Consider the following 17,545-nt stretch of genomic DNA (forward strand, 5'->3'; position numbering starts at 1 on the left):
GCCCTTATTTCAGTATGATGAGCGCTTGCGCCGAAGTGCCGCCGCCGGTCAATGGGACCAGAGAGCCCAGGCGGGCAGCACCAGACGGTGCCCCCCCCTGAGTGATCAGCGGCGATGGATTGTGAAGCATGGCAAGAGGTTGTGGGGCGGTGAACGTGGCGCGGCTGCGCTCTACCGGTAGCGCCGCAACCGTCTCTACCGGTTTCAGGTCCGCGCGCACCCTGTCAAAACGCGCAGTATAGCGATTTGCATAGGTGGGTGTGCGCGAGTGGTAGGCGCCGGCAGCCTGTGACCAGTCACCAAATTCGTCATGCAGCTCACGCAGAAACCGCGCTGCATACTGCGCATTCGCAAGCGGGTCGAACATCTGGTCGATCGAGTCGAAAGCCTGACCATGCCATTTGAAATTGATCTGGAAACACCCGACGTCAAAGCTCCGCGCACCACGTTTGAAGTGGGAGAAGACATAGGCGCGGGCCTCATCTTCTGTCTGAAACCACTTGCCGGCACCTTCCATGTTGACGGTCCAGGGCCAGGGCTGCAGCCCTTGCTTTCCACCACGACCGGTCTCCGTTCTGGTGATGGCGCGCAACACGTCCAACGGAACGCCCTGGTCGCGCGCCGCCCGTCGCGCCGCAAGATCGCATAGCGCCGATACCTGCGGTGACGCAGCATAGCTGTTTCGAGGAATAAGCAGTCCCAAGAGGCCAAATGCTGCGACAAGCAACACGGACCACATCGGCAAACTGCCTGCGCAGCGGACATACCGCCGCTGTTGTCGGAAATAATAGCTCGATTTCGGCATTCTGCCTGTCCAAATGAGGATTCACCCTAGGTTCGAGCGTAAGGCGAGAGCATTGACAAACCGTTATCACAAAACACGCCAAGACCGCCCGGATCGGGCGGTCTTGGCAAATGCTCAGCTCAGATACTCGGTTGCTGGTCGCTACGATCCATCGTCGGAAGTATCCGCCTGCGGCGTCACCTTCTGCAACAGGTCTGCGATACCGCCACGCGTCCCCTCACTGCTTTCAACCAGCGCCCTCGCATGGGCCAAAGGCGGCAGGCCGGTGGGCTCTTTCGCAGTTTCTTCGATTTGTGTCGTCACGCGCGCGACGCCACCGAACTGCTCCGTATCATCAGCATCCATCGTCGCAAGCGTATCGCGATCCTCCGAATGCCAGAACCCGCGCGCGGCTGCATCTTTTTCTTGCTCTTCAAGCAGATACTCACCCGCTCTTGCGTATTCGCCATTGCGCCAAAGGGCCTCTGCGCGCAGTTTGTTTGCTGCGGAACCGGACAGTCCCATCAGCTCCACCAAAGCGGAATGCGGCTTATCCATCGCCAGCGCAGCTTTGGCCAGGATCAGGCGGCGTTTCGTGTTTCCAGGCTCCATAGCCAGCTTTTTAAGAATCGATTGAGCCTGCTGCGCAAACCCCAGATCCAGCAGGCGTTCGGCCACAATATCCGCAACTGGTGCTACCTCTGCGGTGGTGCCATTGGCCGCGATGACAAGCGCATACTGCAGGAAGGTGACATCATCTGCCCGCTCTGTCAGCAACGTCAGCAACGGTTCCAACGCCGCAGTACGTGCGGCCGGGCCATCGCGCCGGCTCAACACTTCCAGTTCATTGAAACTGTCATGAAACTCACCGGTCAGCGCCAAGGCGGCAACCACTGCACGCCTGAGGTCCGCGCCCAATGGGCTATCGCGATTCTCGACCTCATAAGAGGCGGCCAGATCCGGTACATCCGGCGACAGCGCGCTGCGCTCGGCGAAGCTGAGGTCAATCAGTTCGATCAGAGCGCGTGGTGCGTTTTCGCTCCGCTCGGCAACTTCATCCGTCAACTCCTGGGCGACGGTTTCAACGTCACCTTTCAGTCTGGCGATCTCCGCCTCGGCCAAGTTGATTTCAGGAACATGCTCAACACCAGTGCGATCTACGGATCGTAATGCCGCGCCCGCCAGATGGGGATCACCCGCCTTGGCAAACAAGGTACTGATGCGCGGACCGACTTGCACCCGCAGATGCGGTGGCAGCTTGGCAAATGCCTGTTGGATTGCATCCGTTTTAGCATTTTTCTTGATGGTGCCATCAGCCAAGGCCGCCCAAAGCGCCACTTCGCTATCGCAAACCTGCTGTCCCGCGAAAGCGTGGTTGACCTCCATTTGCTGGCCATCAAGCACAGCCCCCATGGCCGTCAGCGCCACAGCATCATCATGCTCCGCAGCGCCAGACGGCATCATCCGCAGAATTGCCTGTGCCTCAGCACCAAATCCAAAGAAGAGATAGGCCCGCGCCAGTGTCAAAACCGCTTCCGGGTCGACGTCATCAAATTCACGCACCAAATCCGCGCGCAGCGGTGAAATCTGGTCCGCAAATGGCTCATCCGTGCCCCATTCGTGTACGGCCACTTGTTGACTTGGAAGGCAATGTGTCGGCTGGCCTGAGGTGTCAGACCTGCGCGCGATAAGACCAGTTTCGCGGTCCACAGAGGAGGTGACCGAAATCTGGTCCAACGGGTTGAGCGGGCGATCCCGACTGCTCAGCGGATCAAGGATGTGACCATTCGGGCCATCGTGAACCTCAACACCGACCAAGTCCAACAACCCTTGATTGGTGGCACGGCTGATCTGTTGCAGCAGTCGCTGTTCGGATTCGTTGACGGTTGCCGCTCTTTCAGTTTCCGACAAATCAAGCAGCATATCCGTGTCCACTTGAACCGGAACCGGTTTCGGTTCAGCGGCAGAATCCACCGCAACGCGTGCCTCTTCAACCGGCGCAGCAGGCACCTCAGTGCGAGGGGCTCGGGTCAAATCTAGGGGCAGTTGGATCGCTGACGGTGTATCCCCCACAGCGACAGGAAGGCGCTGCGCGTGGTCAACAGCAGTGGTACGGCTGGACGTCACACCAGCAAGATCAAGTGCGGCACGCGCGTCCGCAGCTGCCCGCGCTGCAAGATTGAAACGATATCCGGTACTGTTGATGTTCCCGGGCAATAGCGGCAAGGGCGATCCGGCTGCCAAAGGCTGATCAGCACCACGCGTGCCATCAGCGATATCAACCACCAGATACCCGTCCTTCTGAACAAAGGAGGTGACATCGCAATTACACCCAAGTTGCAACTGCAATGGTTGCCCAGGTCCCGCCTGCGAGACCGACTGGAGGCGTGTACGCGGAATCAGGTCAAAGACCCGCGACGTGTCGAACACAACTGTGGGCGTATCGATCACCACCTGGGCTGATTGCCCGGACTGACGCAAAGACCAAGGCGCGCCGGCCGGAAGCCGCATGACCAGTCGGGAAAACCCGGCATGCTCTCCCGAACGGGCAACCACTGTCTGGGCATCCGCAGATGCCGCAGCCAGGGTCATTGCTGCAAAGGTCAGCGCGCGCCACATCATGCTGCGTCCTGTTTCACCGATTTCAATGCATCTTCCAGCTCAGAAAACCCGGGGCGGATGTGGGATGGGGTGTTCTGACGTCCCACTTCGATACAGATCGCCGCTGCGTGATTGTGCAGGTTGGCCACCAGAACTTCGCGAATGAGCGAATAGAAATGCCCATCCTCTTCGACAACTGACTTCACCTTGCCTGCGAAGGGGCCAACCAGGCCATAGGCAAGGAAAACACCCAGGAATGTACCGACAAGAGCACCACCGATCAGCTTACCCAGAACTTCTGGCGGTTGATCGATCGACCCCATGGTTTTGATAATGCCGAGAACAGCTGCAACAATGCCCAGCGCCGGAAGACCGTCAGCAAGCGATTGCAACGCATGGCTGGAGTGCAAGGCGTGATGCAGGTTCGCCTCAATCCGCTTTTCCAGAACTTCCTCGACCTGATGCGGATCGTCATAATTCATAGATGCCGAGCGCATGGTGTCGCTGATCAGGTTCACCGCTTCCTTGTCTGCGAGGATTTTCGGATACCGATTGAAAACCGATGAGTTTTCCGGGTCTTCGATATGCTGTTCGACCTCAACCGGGTTCGCTCTCGCGATCCTGATCAAAGAGAAGAGCAGACATAGAAGATCGCGGTAGTCATCGGGCTTCCATTTAGGGCCCTTAAACACCTTACCGAGGTCTTTCAGCGTGTGTTTAACGCCGCCCATATCATTGCTGATCAGAAAGGCACCAACACCTGCCCCGCCAATCATCATGAATTCGAATGGCAGAGCTTTGATGATGATCGCAAACTTGCCACCTGCGAGGAGATATCCCCCGAACACCATGACAAAGATAACCACGATGCCTACAATACCGAGCATTAGGTCCACTCCGAATTTCGTTTGTTTCTACAAGTTTAGGCGATTCACGTTAAAAAAGCCTGAGGAGCAGCACCTGCTTACTCCTTTGGAACAGACCCATTGCGACCCGCCAGGACCACGCTGATTGTATATGCCGCCTGCGGGCTGAGCCCCGCCATGATGCCGGCCGCTGCCTCGGGGCGCATGCGCGCAAGGAAGCCAGCTGCAAAGGCAGGATCCATCTCCTCAAAGAGAGCAGACGATTCTTTTGGTTTCATCTGTTCGTAAACCGATGTCAGCCGAGTCAGATCCGCTTCGGTCGCGCCATCGGCAAGGGCGAGCGTCGATTTCAACTCTTCTTCAGCCTGCTCAAGTGCGACAAGCTTCTGCTCAATCGCATCATCTGCGATCTCCAGCGCTTTCATGCGGTCTTCGATCTCGGCCTCACGGGCAGATAGCGCCGCTTCGCGTTCCTGAAAGGCGGCCAACATGTTCTGCAATTCGGCAGAAGAAGGCATCGACTGACCATTCAGCGTGCCTTTCGGCTCGTCTTTCAGGGTCGATTCGTCCTGCAGGTTCGCGACCTCACGCGCGATGGCTGGACCGGCCTCCAGACCGAGGCGCACAATTGCTGATCCCATCAACAGCAAGGCCAGCATCATGAGAGCACCACTGCGCGTCCGCTTGATGCGCTTTGCCTTCTTCGGCTTCGCAGGCGCGGCTTTTGTCTTTGCTGCCTTGGCCATTATGCAACCCGACCCTGCGCCCGGTTATGGCGGACGAACATCAGCCCTGCGGGTTTTGCGGGTTCTGGCTCCGCCGCTACTTCCGGCTCCGCGTCAGCCTCATATGCCGCAGCCAATGCATCGCTTTCTTCAGCCGCCGCAGGTGCAGCAGTCTCAGGTTTTGGCTCAGGCGCAGAGGCCTCCGGCATGTCGTGCATAGAGGCCATCATAAGTTCCAACCGCTGCGCCACCGATTCGGCGCGTCCGGTCAACTGGTCCAGCGCCTTGCTGGAGCCATCCGATACATGGCGCGCGGCCAGCAGTGACTTGTTGAGATCATCGACCTGCGCCGAAAGCACTGCAACAGCGCCGCCAACACCTTTTTCCAGATCATTAAAACGCTTCAGCCGACGCGAGAGCACCAGACAGTAAAAGCCTGCCCCCATGGCCCCGGCCGCAAGCAGGATATCCGCAATCAGTTCCATCCCGTTCTCCTAGTTCAATACGAAGTCCATAATCAGCAGATCACGCACCCGGCCCTGGCCAGCTGCAATATTGATCCGCCGCAGCATCTGTGCGCGCAGTTTCGGCAGTGCCATCGGATCGGTCAGATCCTCCAGCTCCAGTGCCCTGAGATAACTGTTGAGAACATCGACAACCCGCGGGAGAATTTTCTCAACCTCGGCCCGATGGGCGAGATCAACCTCCAGCTGAGAGCGGAAACGAAGGTGCTTCAACCCACTTGCTTTGCGCAAGGTGATCACAATCGGTTCCATTTCGATAAAAGCGAGATTGGCGATATCTTCCGCCGACTCACCATTGTCCACGCCTTCTGGCGCCACTTCGGTCGCATCCACCCCTTCTGGGGCTGCGCTCTGACCAAAGGGAAGAAGGCCTGACTGGACAGCGAAGAATCCCCCACCGGCGCCAACAAGCGCAAGAACAACCCCAATGATAAGGGGCAGCTTGCTCTTCTTGGCCGGGGCGTCCTGTTCTGTGTCTACTACAGCGTCTGTCATGACTATCCCTAATACGTCGTGCCCCATCTTCTTAGCTTGCGGACACTAACCGAATGTTAAGGGCAATCCGGCAAAAGGGTTGCACATCGGACAGAATGCCGGTGCTACGGAGGTTAATGTGCAGCAGATCAAGAATGTCTGGGCAGGTTTGGACACGCGAAAGCGCCTGATTGCCGTGGGGGCCACGGTGATCGTGATTCTCAGCGTCCTGGCGATGTCCCGTGTGGCGAATACGCCCACGATGCAATTACTATATGCCGGGCTGGAAAGCGGCTCGGCTGGGGATGTAGTGCGCGCGCTGGAACAGCGCGGCACCGAATACGAAGTGCGTGGCGGATCAATTTATGTTCCAGCTACGGCACGCGACGAACTACGCATGACGCTGGCAAGCGAAGGCCTGCCTGCGAACGGCGGACGCGGTTACGAACTGCTTGATTCGCTGAGCGGGTTCGGGACCACATCGCAAATGTTTGATGCCGCCTACTGGCGTGCAAAGGAAGGGGAACTGGCCCGTACCATCGTGGCCAGCCCGCATGTGACCCAGGCCCGGGTCCATATCGCAAATACCGGATCAAACCCGTTTCAGCGCACGGCTGAACCGACTGCCTCTGTGTCGGTTGTGCCGATGGGTTCGCCCATCACGCCCGCACAGGCCAATGCGATTCGCTTTCTGATCTCTTCAGCCGTGACTGGCTTGGCGGTGGAAAACGTGGCGGTGATTGATGCCAATGGTGCGCTGATCGGCTCACCCGAGGCCGCTGCCGCTGTCGGCGCCGGAACCGATGATCGCTCGCAATCGATTCGCGAACGGGTCATGCGTTTGGTCGAAGCGCGCGTTGGTCACGGCAATGCTGTGGTCGAGGTCAGCGTCGAAACCGTGACCGACACCGAATCTATTCGCGAGAAACGCATTGATCCCGAAAGCCGCGTCGCCATCAGCACCGACGTGGAAGAACGCGCCGATTCGTCACAAAATCAATCGGGTGAGGTGACCGTTGCCTCCAATATTCCGGATGGTGATGCCGCCTCGGGCGATGGATCCAAAGCCAGTACCAGTGCCACCCGTGAACGGGTGAACTACGAAATATCTGAGACCGAAAAAGAGATCCTTCGTGGCCCTGGCGCAATCAAACGTCTGACTGTCGCGGTTCTGCTGAATGGTGTGCCAATAACCACAGCAACCGGCGAAACGGTGATGGAACCCCGCTCAGAAGAAGAGCTCGGCGCACTCCGTGAACTGATCTCTGCTGCGGTCGGTTTCAGTGAAGAACGTGGAGACGTCATAACGCTGAAATCTATGGAAATGCCTACGGTGGAGCCACAGGGCACCGTGGTCAGCGCCTCCATCTTCGACAACATCTATCTGGATGCGATGTCGTTGATCCAGATGGCTGCCCTGGCGCTTGTCACTCTGATCCTCGGCCTCTTTGTTATTCGTCCCATCCTGTCGAACCAGGCGAGCGTGCCTGCACTTGGCGCACCGGGTGGCGATGCCATGGACGAGCTGCCAGCACTGGGTGGCGGTGGTTTCATGGCCAATCCCAATCTCGGCGCGGATCTCGCACTGGATGGCGAGATTGAGAACAATGAAACCGGTCAGTTTGAACCCATGGGTGGCATGGGTATGGGCACCGGTATGGGCATGGGTGACATGGGCGGAATGGGAGATATGGGTGGACTGCCGGCCCTTGGCGGCGGTGGCGACAATCCCGTTGATCGTCTCCGCTCGATGATTGGCGAACGCCAGGAAGAAACCGTGCAGATCCTGCGCGGCTGGCTGGAAGAAAATGAGGAGAGAGCCTGATGACGATTGCCCATCTTCTTGAAGATTTTGCCATGGACACACCGGCGGTGCCAGTCGCCGAGGTGAGCGAAGAAGTACTGGAGGAAAAGCGTCTGGAATCCTATGAGAAAGGATACAGCGCAGGTTGGGATGATGCGGTAACGGCCAAGGATAAGGAGAGCACACATGTCTCTTCAGAACTGGCCAACTCGCTTGAAGATCTCAGCTTCACCTTCCATGAGGCACAGACGCAACTGCTCGAATCGTTGGATCCGATGTTCAAGGTTCTGACCAGCGCAGTCCTGCCAGATGCCATGGCTGCCAGTTTCGGCCATCACATCGTCGATCAGCTGACGGACATGGCCAAGAGTCAGGCCGATCAGGCTATCAATATTGTTGTCTCCCCGGGCGAAGGTGCAACCGTGCGCGCGCTACTGACCAAAAGTTTCACTGTGCCGGTGCAGGTCCGCGAGGACGTCGTGCTGTCTCCTGGTCAGGCCTATCTCAAGGTCGGCGGCATTGAGCGGGAAATCAACAGCTCCGCCCTGATCGATTCTATTCAGGACTCTATCGAGGCCTTCTCTTTCCACATCACAGAGGACAGCAAATATGGATAAGTCTGCTGAAATGAACAGAAAATCTGGCGATGCAGGCAACCCGTTTGTGTCAGTACCAGTTGAGGTTGTCGTCTCTGTCGGCAAGGCACGACCGCTGATCCGTGATCTGGTAAACCTTGGCGAAAACGCGATTCTGACCCTCGACAAACGGGTCGAAGATCCCGTGGATCTCTATGTTGGCGACCGCCTTGTCGCCAGAGGGCAGCTGGAGGAGATGGAAGGCGAGCAGGCTGGTCAATTGGCCGTAAGACTGACCGAAATCGCGGATTTGCAAAGCGGCCTGGGATGACACGCACTGCCCTTCTTGCCGCCGTTTTGGCGGCCATTCTGGCCGTCGGCCTGCCGGATGTTGTGAGCGCGCAGGATCTCAGCCTTTCCTTGGGCGATGGACAGTCGATCTCTGCCCGCTCGATCCAGCTGATCCTGCTGATCACCGTCCTCAGCCTCGCCCCGGGGCTGTTGATTATGATCACATGCTTCCCGTTTCTTGTCACCGTATTGTCGATTCTCCGGCAGGCCATTGGTTTGCAGCAGGCGCCACCGAACATGTTGATGATCAGCCTTGCGCTGTTCCTCACCTATTTCGTCATGGAACCGGTCTTTACCGAAGCCTGGACCACCGGAATCAATCCGCTGATTGAGGAGCAACTGGATGTAGAAACCGGGCTGGAGCGCGCGTTGCAGCCGTTTCGGGTATTCATGGCCGCGCGTCTTGATCCCGATACCTTCTATGCGATTGCAGATCTGCGACCTACCACTGCAGGCATAGACCCGACCGCTGATGCCCCTTTGTCGACCTTGGTGTCGAGCTTTATGCTGTCGGAAATTGCCCGTGCCTTTCAGGTTGGCTTTTTGGTCTTCCTGCCGTTCTTGGTAATCGATCTGGTGGTCGCGGCCGTGCTGATGTCGATGGGGATGATGATGGTCCCGCCGGCGGTTGTGTCCATGCCTTTCAAACTTGCGTTTTTTGTGGTCGCGGACGGCTGGAGCCTTATCGCAAGCGCCTTGGTCCGCAGCTACTTTCCCTGAAAACACAACCTCTTGCAGGAAGCACCCTGCAAAACGCCCCGGTCACAACAGTGACCGGGGCGTTTTGCATTGGCGGGACAGACGTGATCTCGGCAGGTCTCAACCCAAATCTATTCAACCCCACACGCGGCGACGCTGTGTCAGACGATAGATCATACTTCCACTGAGATGCCATATGAGTGTCGGAACATCTGTCGGATAGTGTAAATTACATCCAGCGCACTGACCGTGCTCAAGTCTGACAAGAGGGTCAGGATCCAGGCCGACACATGCCCTTAGGCCGGTCGTTCAGCTCATCCGGTGTCATGAATCCGGCCAGGTCAAAGGTAGCTAGCAACGGGTAAAATTGGCGGCCTATTGCCTAAGCAAAAGCCCCCGGAACACAGTGGTTCCAGGGGCTCATCCGCCTGCGTGCAGTTCTGTACTGACGTTCTATCTCACCACGAATTCGGCATGCAGCGCACCGGCCGCCTTCAGGCTCTTGAGGATATCGATCATATCCCGCGGTGACACGCCCAGCGCATTAAGACCTGCAACCACTTCAGACAAAGAGGTGGTTTCCGGGACCTCTGCCAGCTGAATGCCCTCTTCCTCTTCGATCGCAGCGCCAGTGCGCGGCACAATCACCGTTTCGCCATCGGCAAATGGATTAGGCTGAACAACCAGCGGCGTTTCCTCAATCCGCAGGGTCAGATTTCCCTGTGCGACAGCAACCCGTGAGATACGCACATCGCTGCCCATCACAATGGTACCAGAGCGTTGATCGACAACCACACGCGCCTTGCGCTGAGGTTCGACCAGAATATTCTCGATCCGCCCGACAGCATGAGCGGTGGAGCGGGTATTCGTGCGCTGCACATCGATCTCAACCGTCCCGGAATCACGCATCAGAGCCACATTACGCCCAAATTCCGCGTTGATCGCGCGTTCGATCCGGCCAGCGGTGGTGAAATCAGGCTCTCGCAACGCAAGACGCATGGACGAGAGCGAGGACAGATCGAAGTCGATCTCACGCTCGACCCGCGCACCAGAAGGGATGACACCAGCAGTGGGAACCCCTTGTGTGACAGAGGCGCCCTCCCCCTCCGCGACGGCACCGCCTGCCAGAATGGTACCTTGGGCGACCGCATAGATCTGGCCATCTGCGGCATTCAACGGTGTCATGACCAGCGTCCCACCCAGCAGGCTCTTTGAATCGCCGATCGCGGACACTGTCACATCAACAGTGCCGCCTACACGAGCAAACGGCGGCAGAGTCGCGGTGACGAATACCGCAGCAACGTTCTTTGGCCGAAACTGTTCGCCGGTCACATTAACGCCCAGCCGCTCCAGAATGTTCGACATGATCTCTTCGGTGAAGGGGGAGTTTCGCAGACCGTCGCCTGTCCCGTTCAACCCTACGACCAGACCATAGCCGACGAGATCGTTGCCGCGTACGCCGTCGAACTCAACCAGATCTTTCAGTCTGATCGCATTGGCCTGAGCCATCGCAGGCAGCAGCATTACAGCAAGAAGAATCCGGATGAACCGCATCATGACAGGAACCTCATCAGCGACAGCTGCGATGTCCGTGCGGTGACGGTGAACAGGCTTTCCAGTTGGAACTGCGCCTCATCCAGACGAGTGGATGTTTCATAGGGATCAGCCTGAACAAGCTCGTTGAATACCAGGCTGAGGCTGGTCTGGGCGGCGCCATTGCGTGTCGCGGTCTGCTCAATGCGACCCTCCACAAAACCAAGATCCGACTGCATCTGGATCAACTGGACCTGGCTTTCGCGCAGCTCAACTCCGGTGCTGCGCAACATCTCGAACTTCACATCTGAGGTGAGGCTAAGTCCTGGGTCATTGACCAAAGTTGCAATGGCAAGGCTCTGCAGCGTCTGCTTAAACGCGTCGTCATTGGCCTTCAAAGAGACAGTGACCTCTTCGGTCGGGCCGATTTTCACCGGATCCATCAGGTCCGACGCACCCTGATACATCACCGTATCAAATCCCAGCGGATCAGCGAACCAGTCTTTGACGGCCTGTACAATATCAGGTGCGGTGGTGAAGGGGGTAACCTCTGTCACCAATGAGGACATCAAAGTGTTGAGATCGGCGAGAGGTTGGGCTTCGGTATCTTTTCCGGAAAACAGGCTGCGACCTGCGGCTTCGCCATTCAGGGAGCGGATAGCTTCGGTCAGGTACACTTCTGCCTGGTTCGACAATTGCTGCGATGTTTCATCATTCGGGGACGTCGTTACAGCGAAAATATCGCCGGTAAGTTTGACCACATTGTCAGAGATCAACTCGATATTGTTCTGCATGGACGACGCAAACAGAGCCGCCTCAGTGTTTGCAACCTGAAAGGATTTGAGACGATCCAAGTTACGCTCCACATCGGAGAGATATGTCAGATCCCCCCCCAGTTTCTGCGTCAACTGCGAGGTTTTTCCAGTGCTCAACTCCTGCGTCAGGGTCGAGATATCGTTCTTCAGACCAACCGACCGATTGCGAAGGAACAGGTGTTGAGCCATATCCCCATAGGAATTCATAATCATGCGTTAAATCCTTAGAAGCGTTTCCATCAGCTCATCGACCACGGAGATCATCCTGGCGTTGGCCTGATAGACTTTTTCAATCACGATAAGGTTCTGCAGTTCAGCATCGCTATCGACACCCTGCGCCAACTCGCGCTGGTACATTTCGGTATAGGTTGCCGCTGCAAAGGCGACGTTCTGTTCTGCAGAGTTTTCACTCTGTGCAAACCGAGATAACAGGTTCGCGCTCAGCGTGCTGGCATCCAGATTTGCCGTCCCCAGACCAACGGATGACACCGTGCGCTTGGCGTCCAGTGCATCCGCATATCCACGCAGCAGCGTCGCATCCCCGGCGTTGCCGGGCGAGGCTGCATTCAGACCATCGCGCAGCCGCCAGGTTTCTGCCTGTCCCTGCATGGCAATTTTGTCATTCAGCTCGATACGGTTGGCGATACCGACAGTATTGGCCGGATCAAAAAATGCCCCCTGATCGGTGAAGATGCCAGGATCCGTTGCCGTTAAGGTCGGATCCAGAGCAGGGTCTTGAAAGCGTTCGATAAGATCCTTTGCCATAGCGTCCAGATCTTCCTGCGCCTCGACGGTGAGTACATCGCGGACCTCGAACTGTGCGGCAAGCGTGCCGCCACGGACAGGCCCGCCGGGCCCTGTCGCGACATCGATACCATTGATCTGCAACCCGGACAGCAAACCGTTGCCCAACGTCATGTAAGGCAATGTATCGGCTTTACCGTCAAAGCTCAGCTCTGCTGCCTGGCCATCCAGAAGCACAGCGCCCCCTTCGGAGAACAGAGCAACCTGGCCTCTGTCACGATTGACTACCTTGACCGGAATGATCTTGTTCACCTCATCAATCAGCAGATCTCGTTGATCTAGCAGAGACGCCGAATCGGACCCTGTTGATTGACTGATCGCAATTTTTGCATTCAGTTTTTGAAGTTTTTCCAACGACTGATTGACCGTGTCCACCTGCACATCAATTGCCCTGTCGGCAGCCGTGCGTTGATTGCGTAGCCCCTCTGCGGCATCTGCAATCGACCGCACCAACTCTTCTGCCTGAATCGCGAGATCATTCAGCCGCGGTCCGGAATCGGGTCGCGAAATCACCTCAATCAGACCGGAGTCGAAATCCGTTAGCCGCTGCGTGATTGAATAGGGGTCGTCTGCGCTGCCAACCAATTCGGTCATGCGACCAAAAAAAGCGGATTTCACCTCGGCAACGCCGACCTCCGAATTGGCAGATCGCACGCTGGATTGCAGGGCCGGATCGTTGATCCGCTGCACGTGACCGACCTTGACCCCGCTGAACCCATCCCCGGCACTGGTAAGCGCGAGGCTCCGGCGAGAATACCCCGGGGTCAGGACATTCGACAGGTTTTCGGAGACGACCGACGTCGAGCGACCAGCCGCCGTCAGCCCGGTCATTGCGGAATTGAGAGCACTTGTAATGGACATGGGTCATCCAGCCTTTGCGCGAATGTAAATCAGAGGGAAGAGCGCCTATCAGCGCTTGATGTTGGTGGTTTCCTGCAACATCTCATCCACGGTCTGAATGACTTTTGCGTTAGACGAATAGGCTCGCTGGGTCTGAATCATATTGGTCAACTCGCCCGCCACATCTGTTGCGGATTCCTCGCGGGCATACCCGAGGATATCGCCTGTCGGACCTTCACCAGCATTCCAAAGGAAGTAGGAGCCGCTCTCGCTCGACGGCATGTAGGTCTGCCGGTCCATGGCGATCATGCCATTCGGGTTCGGCAGATCGACCAGCGGTACCTGATAGACCACGCGGCTGACACCGGTGTCATAGTTGGCATGCACATAGCCGGCCTCATCAATCTCCACGCCAGTGAAGTTGCCTACCGGAGCCCCGTCCTTGGAAATCGAGGCAGGGGCAAAGGTATCCGACAATTGGGTCAATCCATTGTCATCACCGATCATTCCGATGTTGATTTCCATGGGGCCACCCGCGACAGGGACGATGATGGATCCTGTTGCAGCGTCATATGCGCCACCTGTGGTGGCGGCCACAGCGTTCAGCGCCCCCCCGGACGTCCGGTTATCGTCGAAGGTCAATGTGTATTCCCCGATCGGGGTCGAACCGGTCGCGGTGTCGGTAATAATCATGGTCCATTCGTTCGACTCGCCCGTTGCCGGAACGGTGGGCACGAATTCGATCTGCAGGCTCTCGGATTTACCCAGATTGTCGTAATACTCGATCGAAAGGTTCTCACTGGTGCCTGCCGCGGTGGATTCCGTCGCTGTCGCGGGCAGGTTCACACCCAGCGACATCTCGGTTGTCGGCTCCCCCGACAGTTTGTTCACATTGAACCGCACCGGCTCCAGAGCGTCAGATGTATCACGCGCATAGGGTGGAATTGTGCCATCAGATTGCGCAGGCCAGCCCATCAGGACCAGACCGGATTCAGTGGCGAGCAAACCATCAGCATTGGTTCTGAAAGATGCCGTGGTTGTCAGCATCATCTGCGGGTTGGCGGCCCCCGTCTCAACCTCGTTCATCGAGGTGACAGGCAGCATACCACGGCCCCGCACCGCCAGATCGGTTGCATTGCTGGTCGACACCAGCGGCCCTCGCTCATCAATCAAACGCACATTGGTCGTCCGCACACCGCCGGCCGAATAGGTGCCGCCAGATGAGCTCATGACCATCGAGTGGAAATCCGTCTGAACCCGCTTGTAGCCGGCGGTCGAGGAGTTTGCGATATTGTCGGAAATGGAGGCCAGTCGGCTGGCATTCGCGGTAAGCCCGGCAACGCCGGCATTAAGCGAGGAAGAAATCGTCATGGATACGCCTTTCTGCTGCATCGAATCTTTCTTGATGCAACAGCTAGCCGATTGCCCATTAACGGGCGGCTAACAGATAAAATTGTCTGATCTGTTGGCCGCCCATTTCCGGCGTACCCGCGCTTATTTCCGCAGAAGGATGATTTCGACCCGGTTGTTTCGCGCTGACATCGGGTTGCTATCCGTCAGTTTGCGATCTGCATGACCGGTCACACGGTGCATCCGCTTGGACCTAGTGCCACCTGATTCGAGCATCACACGGGTGGCATCCGCCCGCGCATGGGAGAGTTCCCAGACCGGATTATTAGCCACAACGACCGCATGAGATCTGATATGCCCGCCAATGGCGATGTTGTTTTCAACAACCCCTGTGACACGTGACACCATCTTCACAATATCCCGGAACAGCAACGTCGGTTCCGCGGTTCCTTCTTTGAACAGCGGTGACTCCTCGGTATCGAAAAGCTCGACAACCAAACCCTCATCCGTGACGCGTGTGATGATATGCTGAGCCATCTCGATTGAGACCATGCTTTCGCCACCACGCCCCTTCAGCTGTTCTTCCAAGGCACGGAACTGTTCGTCTGCGGCCTCACGGTCCTTGTCCTGTTCGACACCGGAATCTCCCTTGGCCTGCTGTGCATCGGCCGGGCTGATGTCGGACGCTCCGGTCCCGTTCTGGGGCTTGATCTCCTCGGTGAACATACTGTCCCCGTTGAAGGCCCCGTTGCCGCCGCCCGAAACCCGGCTCAGCGGAATGGATGGCGAGAAGTAATCCGCCAGCCCTTTTCTCTGTTTCTCAGTCGTTGCATTGAGCAGCCACATCAACATGAAGAACGCCATCATAGCCGTCACGAAGTCCGCATAGGCGACCTTCCAGGCTCCACCGTGGTGGCCATCGCCACCACCTGACTTTTTCTTCTTGATGATAATGGGCGCCACATTTCCTTGTGCGCTCATAATCCACCACCTATTTTCACCCACTACCGGGATATCAGGCGGGGTCTTAAGCGGCCCTTAACAGATAAATTTGCCGGCAGTTATGATGCCCGGCGAGCCCCAGCCGGGCTCATAACCTGCAATATATGCGCCCCGTCAAAAAGGGATGGACACCGCCACCGGGCCTAATACTCGATGGCGGTACGGGATATCAGGAGTCCAGTAGGATCTCTTCGTATCTTTCCCGGAGCGTATTTTTCTGTACCTTGCCGGTGCCACCCAATGGCAGAGATTCGACAAAAATCACACGGTCGGGAATCTGCCAGCTGGCAACCTTGCCCTGATAATGCGCCAACAGATCATCCTCGGTCACATCGCCGGACCGTTTCACAGCAATCACCACAGGGCGTTCGTCCCATTTGGGATGTTTCGCCGCAATTGCCGCCGCCTGAGCGATATTGGGGTGCGACATGGCGATATCTTCCAGCTCCACAGTGGAGATCCATTCCCCCCCGGACTTGATAATATCCTTGGAGCGGTCGCGAATGATCATATAGCCGTCATCATCGACTGTGGCGACGTCGCCGGTATCAAACCACCCATCATCCGTCAGTGCAGTTTCTCCGGCGCGGAAATAACTGTCGATCACCCAATGCCCGCAGATCTGCAGGTTACCTTGCGTCTCGCCATCATGAGGCAAAACCGCGCCGCTATCGTCTACGATACGAAGATCGATGCCATACATTGGTCGCCCCTGCCCTTCGCGCAGCTTGGCCTGGGCTTCGGCATCCAACTCATTATGCTTCTGCAACAGCTGGTTCAGCGTTCCAATCGGGCTTGTCTCCGTCATGCCCCAGGCATGCACCAGATCGACGCCATATTTGTCGCGGAAGGTGGGTATCATGACTGTTGGCAGGGCAGACCCACCCACAATGGTACGTTCAAGGCTTTCGGCAGTGCAGCCGGTTTCCTCCAGCCCCTGCAGCAAACCCATCCAGATGGTCGGGACACCCAGCGCCACGGTCACTTTTTCCGCGTCAATCAGTCTAGCCAAGCTCACCCCATCAAGATGTGGACCCGGCAGTACCAGCTTTGCCCCGACAGCTGCGGTCATATACGGCGTGCCCCAGGCATTCACGTGAAACATCGGCACCACCGCCAGTACCGTATCCCGCGCCCGCAGCGCCAGACCATCGGGTTGATTACCACCAATCGTATGCAGCACGCTGGTCCGGTGGGTGTATTCAACGCCTTTGGGGTTACCGGTGGTACCTGAAGTGTAGCACAGGCTAGAGGGCAGATTTTCATCCAAATCGGGCCAGTCATAACCCGCGGCCTCCGCATCCAGCACATCATCGTAAAACAGCACGCCCTCAATCTGCGCTGCGATATCGGCATCCCTCGGTCCCATCACGACGATATGCTGCACAGTGGTGAACTGCGCACGCAGTTGCGCTACGGCCGGAACAAAGGTGGTGTCAATGAACAGCACCTGATCTTCGGCATGGTTGATGATGTAGATGAGCTGTTCCGGCTTCAGGCGCGGGTTGATTGTATGACAAACATAACCGCCACCTGACACTCCGAAGTAGATCTCAAGGTGACGGCGGTTGTTCCAGGCGATGGTGCCGCAACGGGCGCCCTGAGCGATACCCAGGCGTCCCAATGCCGCTGCCAGTTTGCGGGCATTTGCATCGATGTCACCCCAGGTCACATGCTCGGTTTCACCCGACGTTTCAACCGAGGTGACCGTCGTTGAGCTGTGAAAACGCCCCGCGTGTTCTATCAGCGAGCCTATAGTCAGCTGTTTGTGCATCATCTTGCCAAGCATCGTCGTCTT

The 17,545-nt window shown here is 57.2% G+C and carries 16 protein-coding genes; 4 read left to right on the plus strand and 12 right to left on the minus strand.

All coding sequences use genetic code 11. The annotated features are described in order from the left end of the window. Positions 1-4: 4 nt before the first annotated feature. The 6 genes from INHI_RS0116215 to INHI_RS0116240 all read right to left on the minus strand — a co-directional run bounded on the left by INHI_RS0116215 (position 5) and on the right by INHI_RS0116240 (position 5,995). Positions 5-739, minus strand: a complete 735-nt coding sequence (locus INHI_RS0116215) for a transglycosylase SLT domain-containing protein (RefSeq protein ID WP_014876453.1) — start codon at positions 737-739, stop codon at positions 5-7. A 207-nt stretch (positions 740-946) separates the two neighbouring features. After that, on the minus strand, positions 947-3,403 hold the full coding sequence (locus INHI_RS0116220) for a hypothetical protein (protein ID WP_027248293.1): 2,457 nt from the start codon (positions 3,401-3,403) through the stop codon (positions 947-949). Further along, complete coding sequence (gene motA, locus INHI_RS0116225) at positions 3,403-4,272, minus strand: flagellar motor stator protein MotA (RefSeq protein ID WP_027248294.1); 870 nt, start codon at positions 4,270-4,272, stop codon at positions 3,403-3,405. Before motA ends, INHI_RS0116220 begins: the two co-directional genes overlap by 1 nt. Before the next feature lie 77 nt (positions 4,273-4,349). Then, a complete protein-coding gene (locus INHI_RS0116230) occupies positions 4,350-4,997 on the minus strand; it encodes a MotE family protein (RefSeq protein WP_014876450.1) in 648 nt (215 codons plus the stop codon). Next, on the minus strand, positions 4,997-5,461 hold the full coding sequence (locus INHI_RS0116235; RefSeq protein ID WP_014876449.1) for a hypothetical protein: 465 nt from the start codon (positions 5,459-5,461) through the stop codon (positions 4,997-4,999). The genes INHI_RS0116230 and INHI_RS0116235 overlap by 1 nt, the downstream gene beginning before the upstream one ends. Before the next feature lie 9 nt (positions 5,462-5,470). Beyond that, positions 5,471-5,995: a flagellar basal body-associated FliL family protein gene (locus INHI_RS0116240; protein WP_014876448.1), complete on the minus strand. Its 525-nt coding sequence runs from the start codon at positions 5,993-5,995 to the stop codon at positions 5,471-5,473. 118 nt (positions 5,996-6,113) lie between these two features. On the opposite strand from INHI_RS0116240, the gene fliF reads away from it, so the two are divergent. From fliF to fliP, 4 genes are read left to right on the plus strand one after another with little or no spacing between them, the layout of a single operon-like run. Then, positions 6,114-7,799: a flagellar basal-body MS-ring/collar protein FliF gene (gene fliF / locus INHI_RS0116245; RefSeq protein WP_014876447.1), complete on the plus strand. Its 1,686-nt coding sequence runs from the start codon at positions 6,114-6,116 to the stop codon at positions 7,797-7,799. Next, positions 7,799-8,395: a FliH/SctL family protein gene (locus tag INHI_RS0116250; protein WP_014881577.1), complete on the plus strand. Its 597-nt coding sequence runs from the start codon at positions 7,799-7,801 to the stop codon at positions 8,393-8,395. The genes fliF and INHI_RS0116250 overlap by 1 nt, the downstream gene beginning before the upstream one ends. Beyond that, a complete protein-coding gene (locus INHI_RS0116255; protein WP_014876445.1) occupies positions 8,388-8,684 on the plus strand; it encodes a FliM/FliN family flagellar motor switch protein in 297 nt (98 codons plus the stop codon). The genes INHI_RS0116250 and INHI_RS0116255 overlap by 8 nt, the downstream gene beginning before the upstream one ends. After that, entirely contained in the window at positions 8,681-9,424 is a 744-nt protein-coding gene (gene fliP / locus INHI_RS0116260) for a flagellar type III secretion system pore protein FliP (protein ID WP_027248295.1), read from the plus strand. Before INHI_RS0116255 ends, fliP begins: the two co-directional genes overlap by 4 nt. Before the next feature lie 432 nt (positions 9,425-9,856). Here fliP and INHI_RS0116265 read toward each other — a convergent pair whose 3' ends face one another. From INHI_RS0116265 to INHI_RS0116290, 6 genes are all read right to left on the minus strand, one after another. Next, positions 9,857-10,960 carry a flagellar basal body P-ring protein FlgI gene (locus tag INHI_RS0116265; protein ID WP_027248296.1) on the minus strand — a complete coding sequence of 368 codons (1,104 nt, stop codon included), beginning with the start codon at positions 10,958-10,960 and terminating at the stop codon, positions 9,857-9,859. Beyond that, positions 10,957-11,964, minus strand: coding sequence for a flagellin (locus INHI_RS0116270; RefSeq protein WP_027248297.1), 1,008 nt, complete (start codon positions 11,962-11,964; stop codon positions 10,957-10,959). Before INHI_RS0116270 ends, INHI_RS0116265 begins: the two co-directional genes overlap by 4 nt. 3 nt (positions 11,965-11,967) lie before the next feature. Next, on the minus strand, positions 11,968-13,416 hold the full coding sequence (flgK, locus tag INHI_RS0116275; protein WP_014881574.1) for a flagellar hook-associated protein FlgK: 1,449 nt from the start codon (positions 13,414-13,416) through the stop codon (positions 11,968-11,970). 48 nt (positions 13,417-13,464) lie between these two features. Next, entirely contained in the window at positions 13,465-14,787 is a 1,323-nt protein-coding gene (locus tag INHI_RS0116280; protein WP_014876440.1) for a flagellar hook protein FlgE, read from the minus strand. A gap of 102 nt (positions 14,788-14,889) precedes the next feature. Further along, the gene (locus INHI_RS0116285) at positions 14,890-15,726 is read right to left on the minus strand and encodes a flagellar motor protein MotB (protein WP_014881572.1); all 837 of its coding nucleotides are present in this window, start codon (positions 15,724-15,726) and stop codon (positions 14,890-14,892) included. Positions 15,727-15,916: 190 nt separating this feature from the next. Continuing rightward, positions 15,917-17,536, minus strand: a complete 1,620-nt coding sequence (locus INHI_RS0116290) for a long-chain-fatty-acid--CoA ligase (RefSeq protein ID WP_027248299.1) — start codon at positions 17,534-17,536, stop codon at positions 15,917-15,919. Positions 17,537-17,545: the final 9 nt, after the last annotated feature.

Source organism: Phaeobacter inhibens DSM 16374, from assembly GCF_000473105.1.
In the GTDB taxonomy this organism is placed as follows: domain Bacteria; phylum Pseudomonadota; class Alphaproteobacteria; order Rhodobacterales; family Rhodobacteraceae; genus Phaeobacter; species Phaeobacter inhibens.

Excerpts from the sequence above, each read along its gene's own strand:
- INHI_RS0116230 (WP_014876450.1), bottom strand. The coding sequence starts at position 4,997 with ATGGCCAAGGCAGCAAAGACAAAAGCCGCGCCTGCGAAGCCGAAGAAG.
- motA (WP_027248294.1), bottom strand. The coding sequence starts at position 4,272 with ATGCTCGGTATTGTAGGCATCGTGGTTATCTTTGTCATGGTGTTCGGG.
- INHI_RS0116250 (WP_014881577.1), top strand. The coding sequence starts at position 7,799 with ATGACGATTGCCCATCTTCTTGAAGATTTTGCCATGGACACACCGGCG.
- INHI_RS0116270 (WP_027248297.1), bottom strand. The coding sequence starts at position 11,964 with ATGATTATGAATTCCTATGGGGATATGGCTCAACACCTGTTCCTTCGC.
- INHI_RS0116255 (WP_014876445.1), top strand. The coding sequence starts at position 8,388 with ATGGATAAGTCTGCTGAAATGAACAGAAAATCTGGCGATGCAGGCAAC.
- INHI_RS0116290 (WP_027248299.1), bottom strand. The coding sequence starts at position 17,536 with ATGCTTGGCAAGATGATGCACAAACAGCTGACTATAGGCTCGCTGATA.
- INHI_RS0116220 (WP_027248293.1), bottom strand. The coding sequence starts at position 3,403 with ATGTGGCGCGCGCTGACCTTTGCAGCAATGACCCTGGCTGCGGCATCT.
- INHI_RS0116285 (WP_014881572.1), bottom strand. The coding sequence starts at position 15,726 with ATGAGCGCACAAGGAAATGTGGCGCCCATTATCATCAAGAAGAAAAAG.
- INHI_RS0116215 (WP_014876453.1), bottom strand. The coding sequence starts at position 739 with ATGTGGTCCGTGTTGCTTGTCGCAGCATTTGGCCTCTTGGGACTGCTT.
- INHI_RS0116240 (WP_014876448.1), bottom strand. The coding sequence starts at position 5,995 with ATGACAGACGCTGTAGTAGACACAGAACAGGACGCCCCGGCCAAGAAG.
- INHI_RS0116235 (WP_014876449.1), bottom strand. The coding sequence starts at position 5,461 with ATGGAACTGATTGCGGATATCCTGCTTGCGGCCGGGGCCATGGGGGCA.
- fliP (WP_027248295.1), top strand. The coding sequence starts at position 8,681 with ATGACACGCACTGCCCTTCTTGCCGCCGTTTTGGCGGCCATTCTGGCC.
- INHI_RS0116280 (WP_014876440.1), bottom strand. The coding sequence starts at position 14,787 with ATGCAGCAGAAAGGCGTATCCATGACGATTTCTTCCTCGCTTAATGCC.
- INHI_RS0116265 (WP_027248296.1), bottom strand. The coding sequence starts at position 10,960 with ATGATGCGGTTCATCCGGATTCTTCTTGCTGTAATGCTGCTGCCTGCG.
- flgK (WP_014881574.1), bottom strand. The coding sequence starts at position 13,416 with ATGTCCATTACAAGTGCTCTCAATTCCGCAATGACCGGGCTGACGGCG.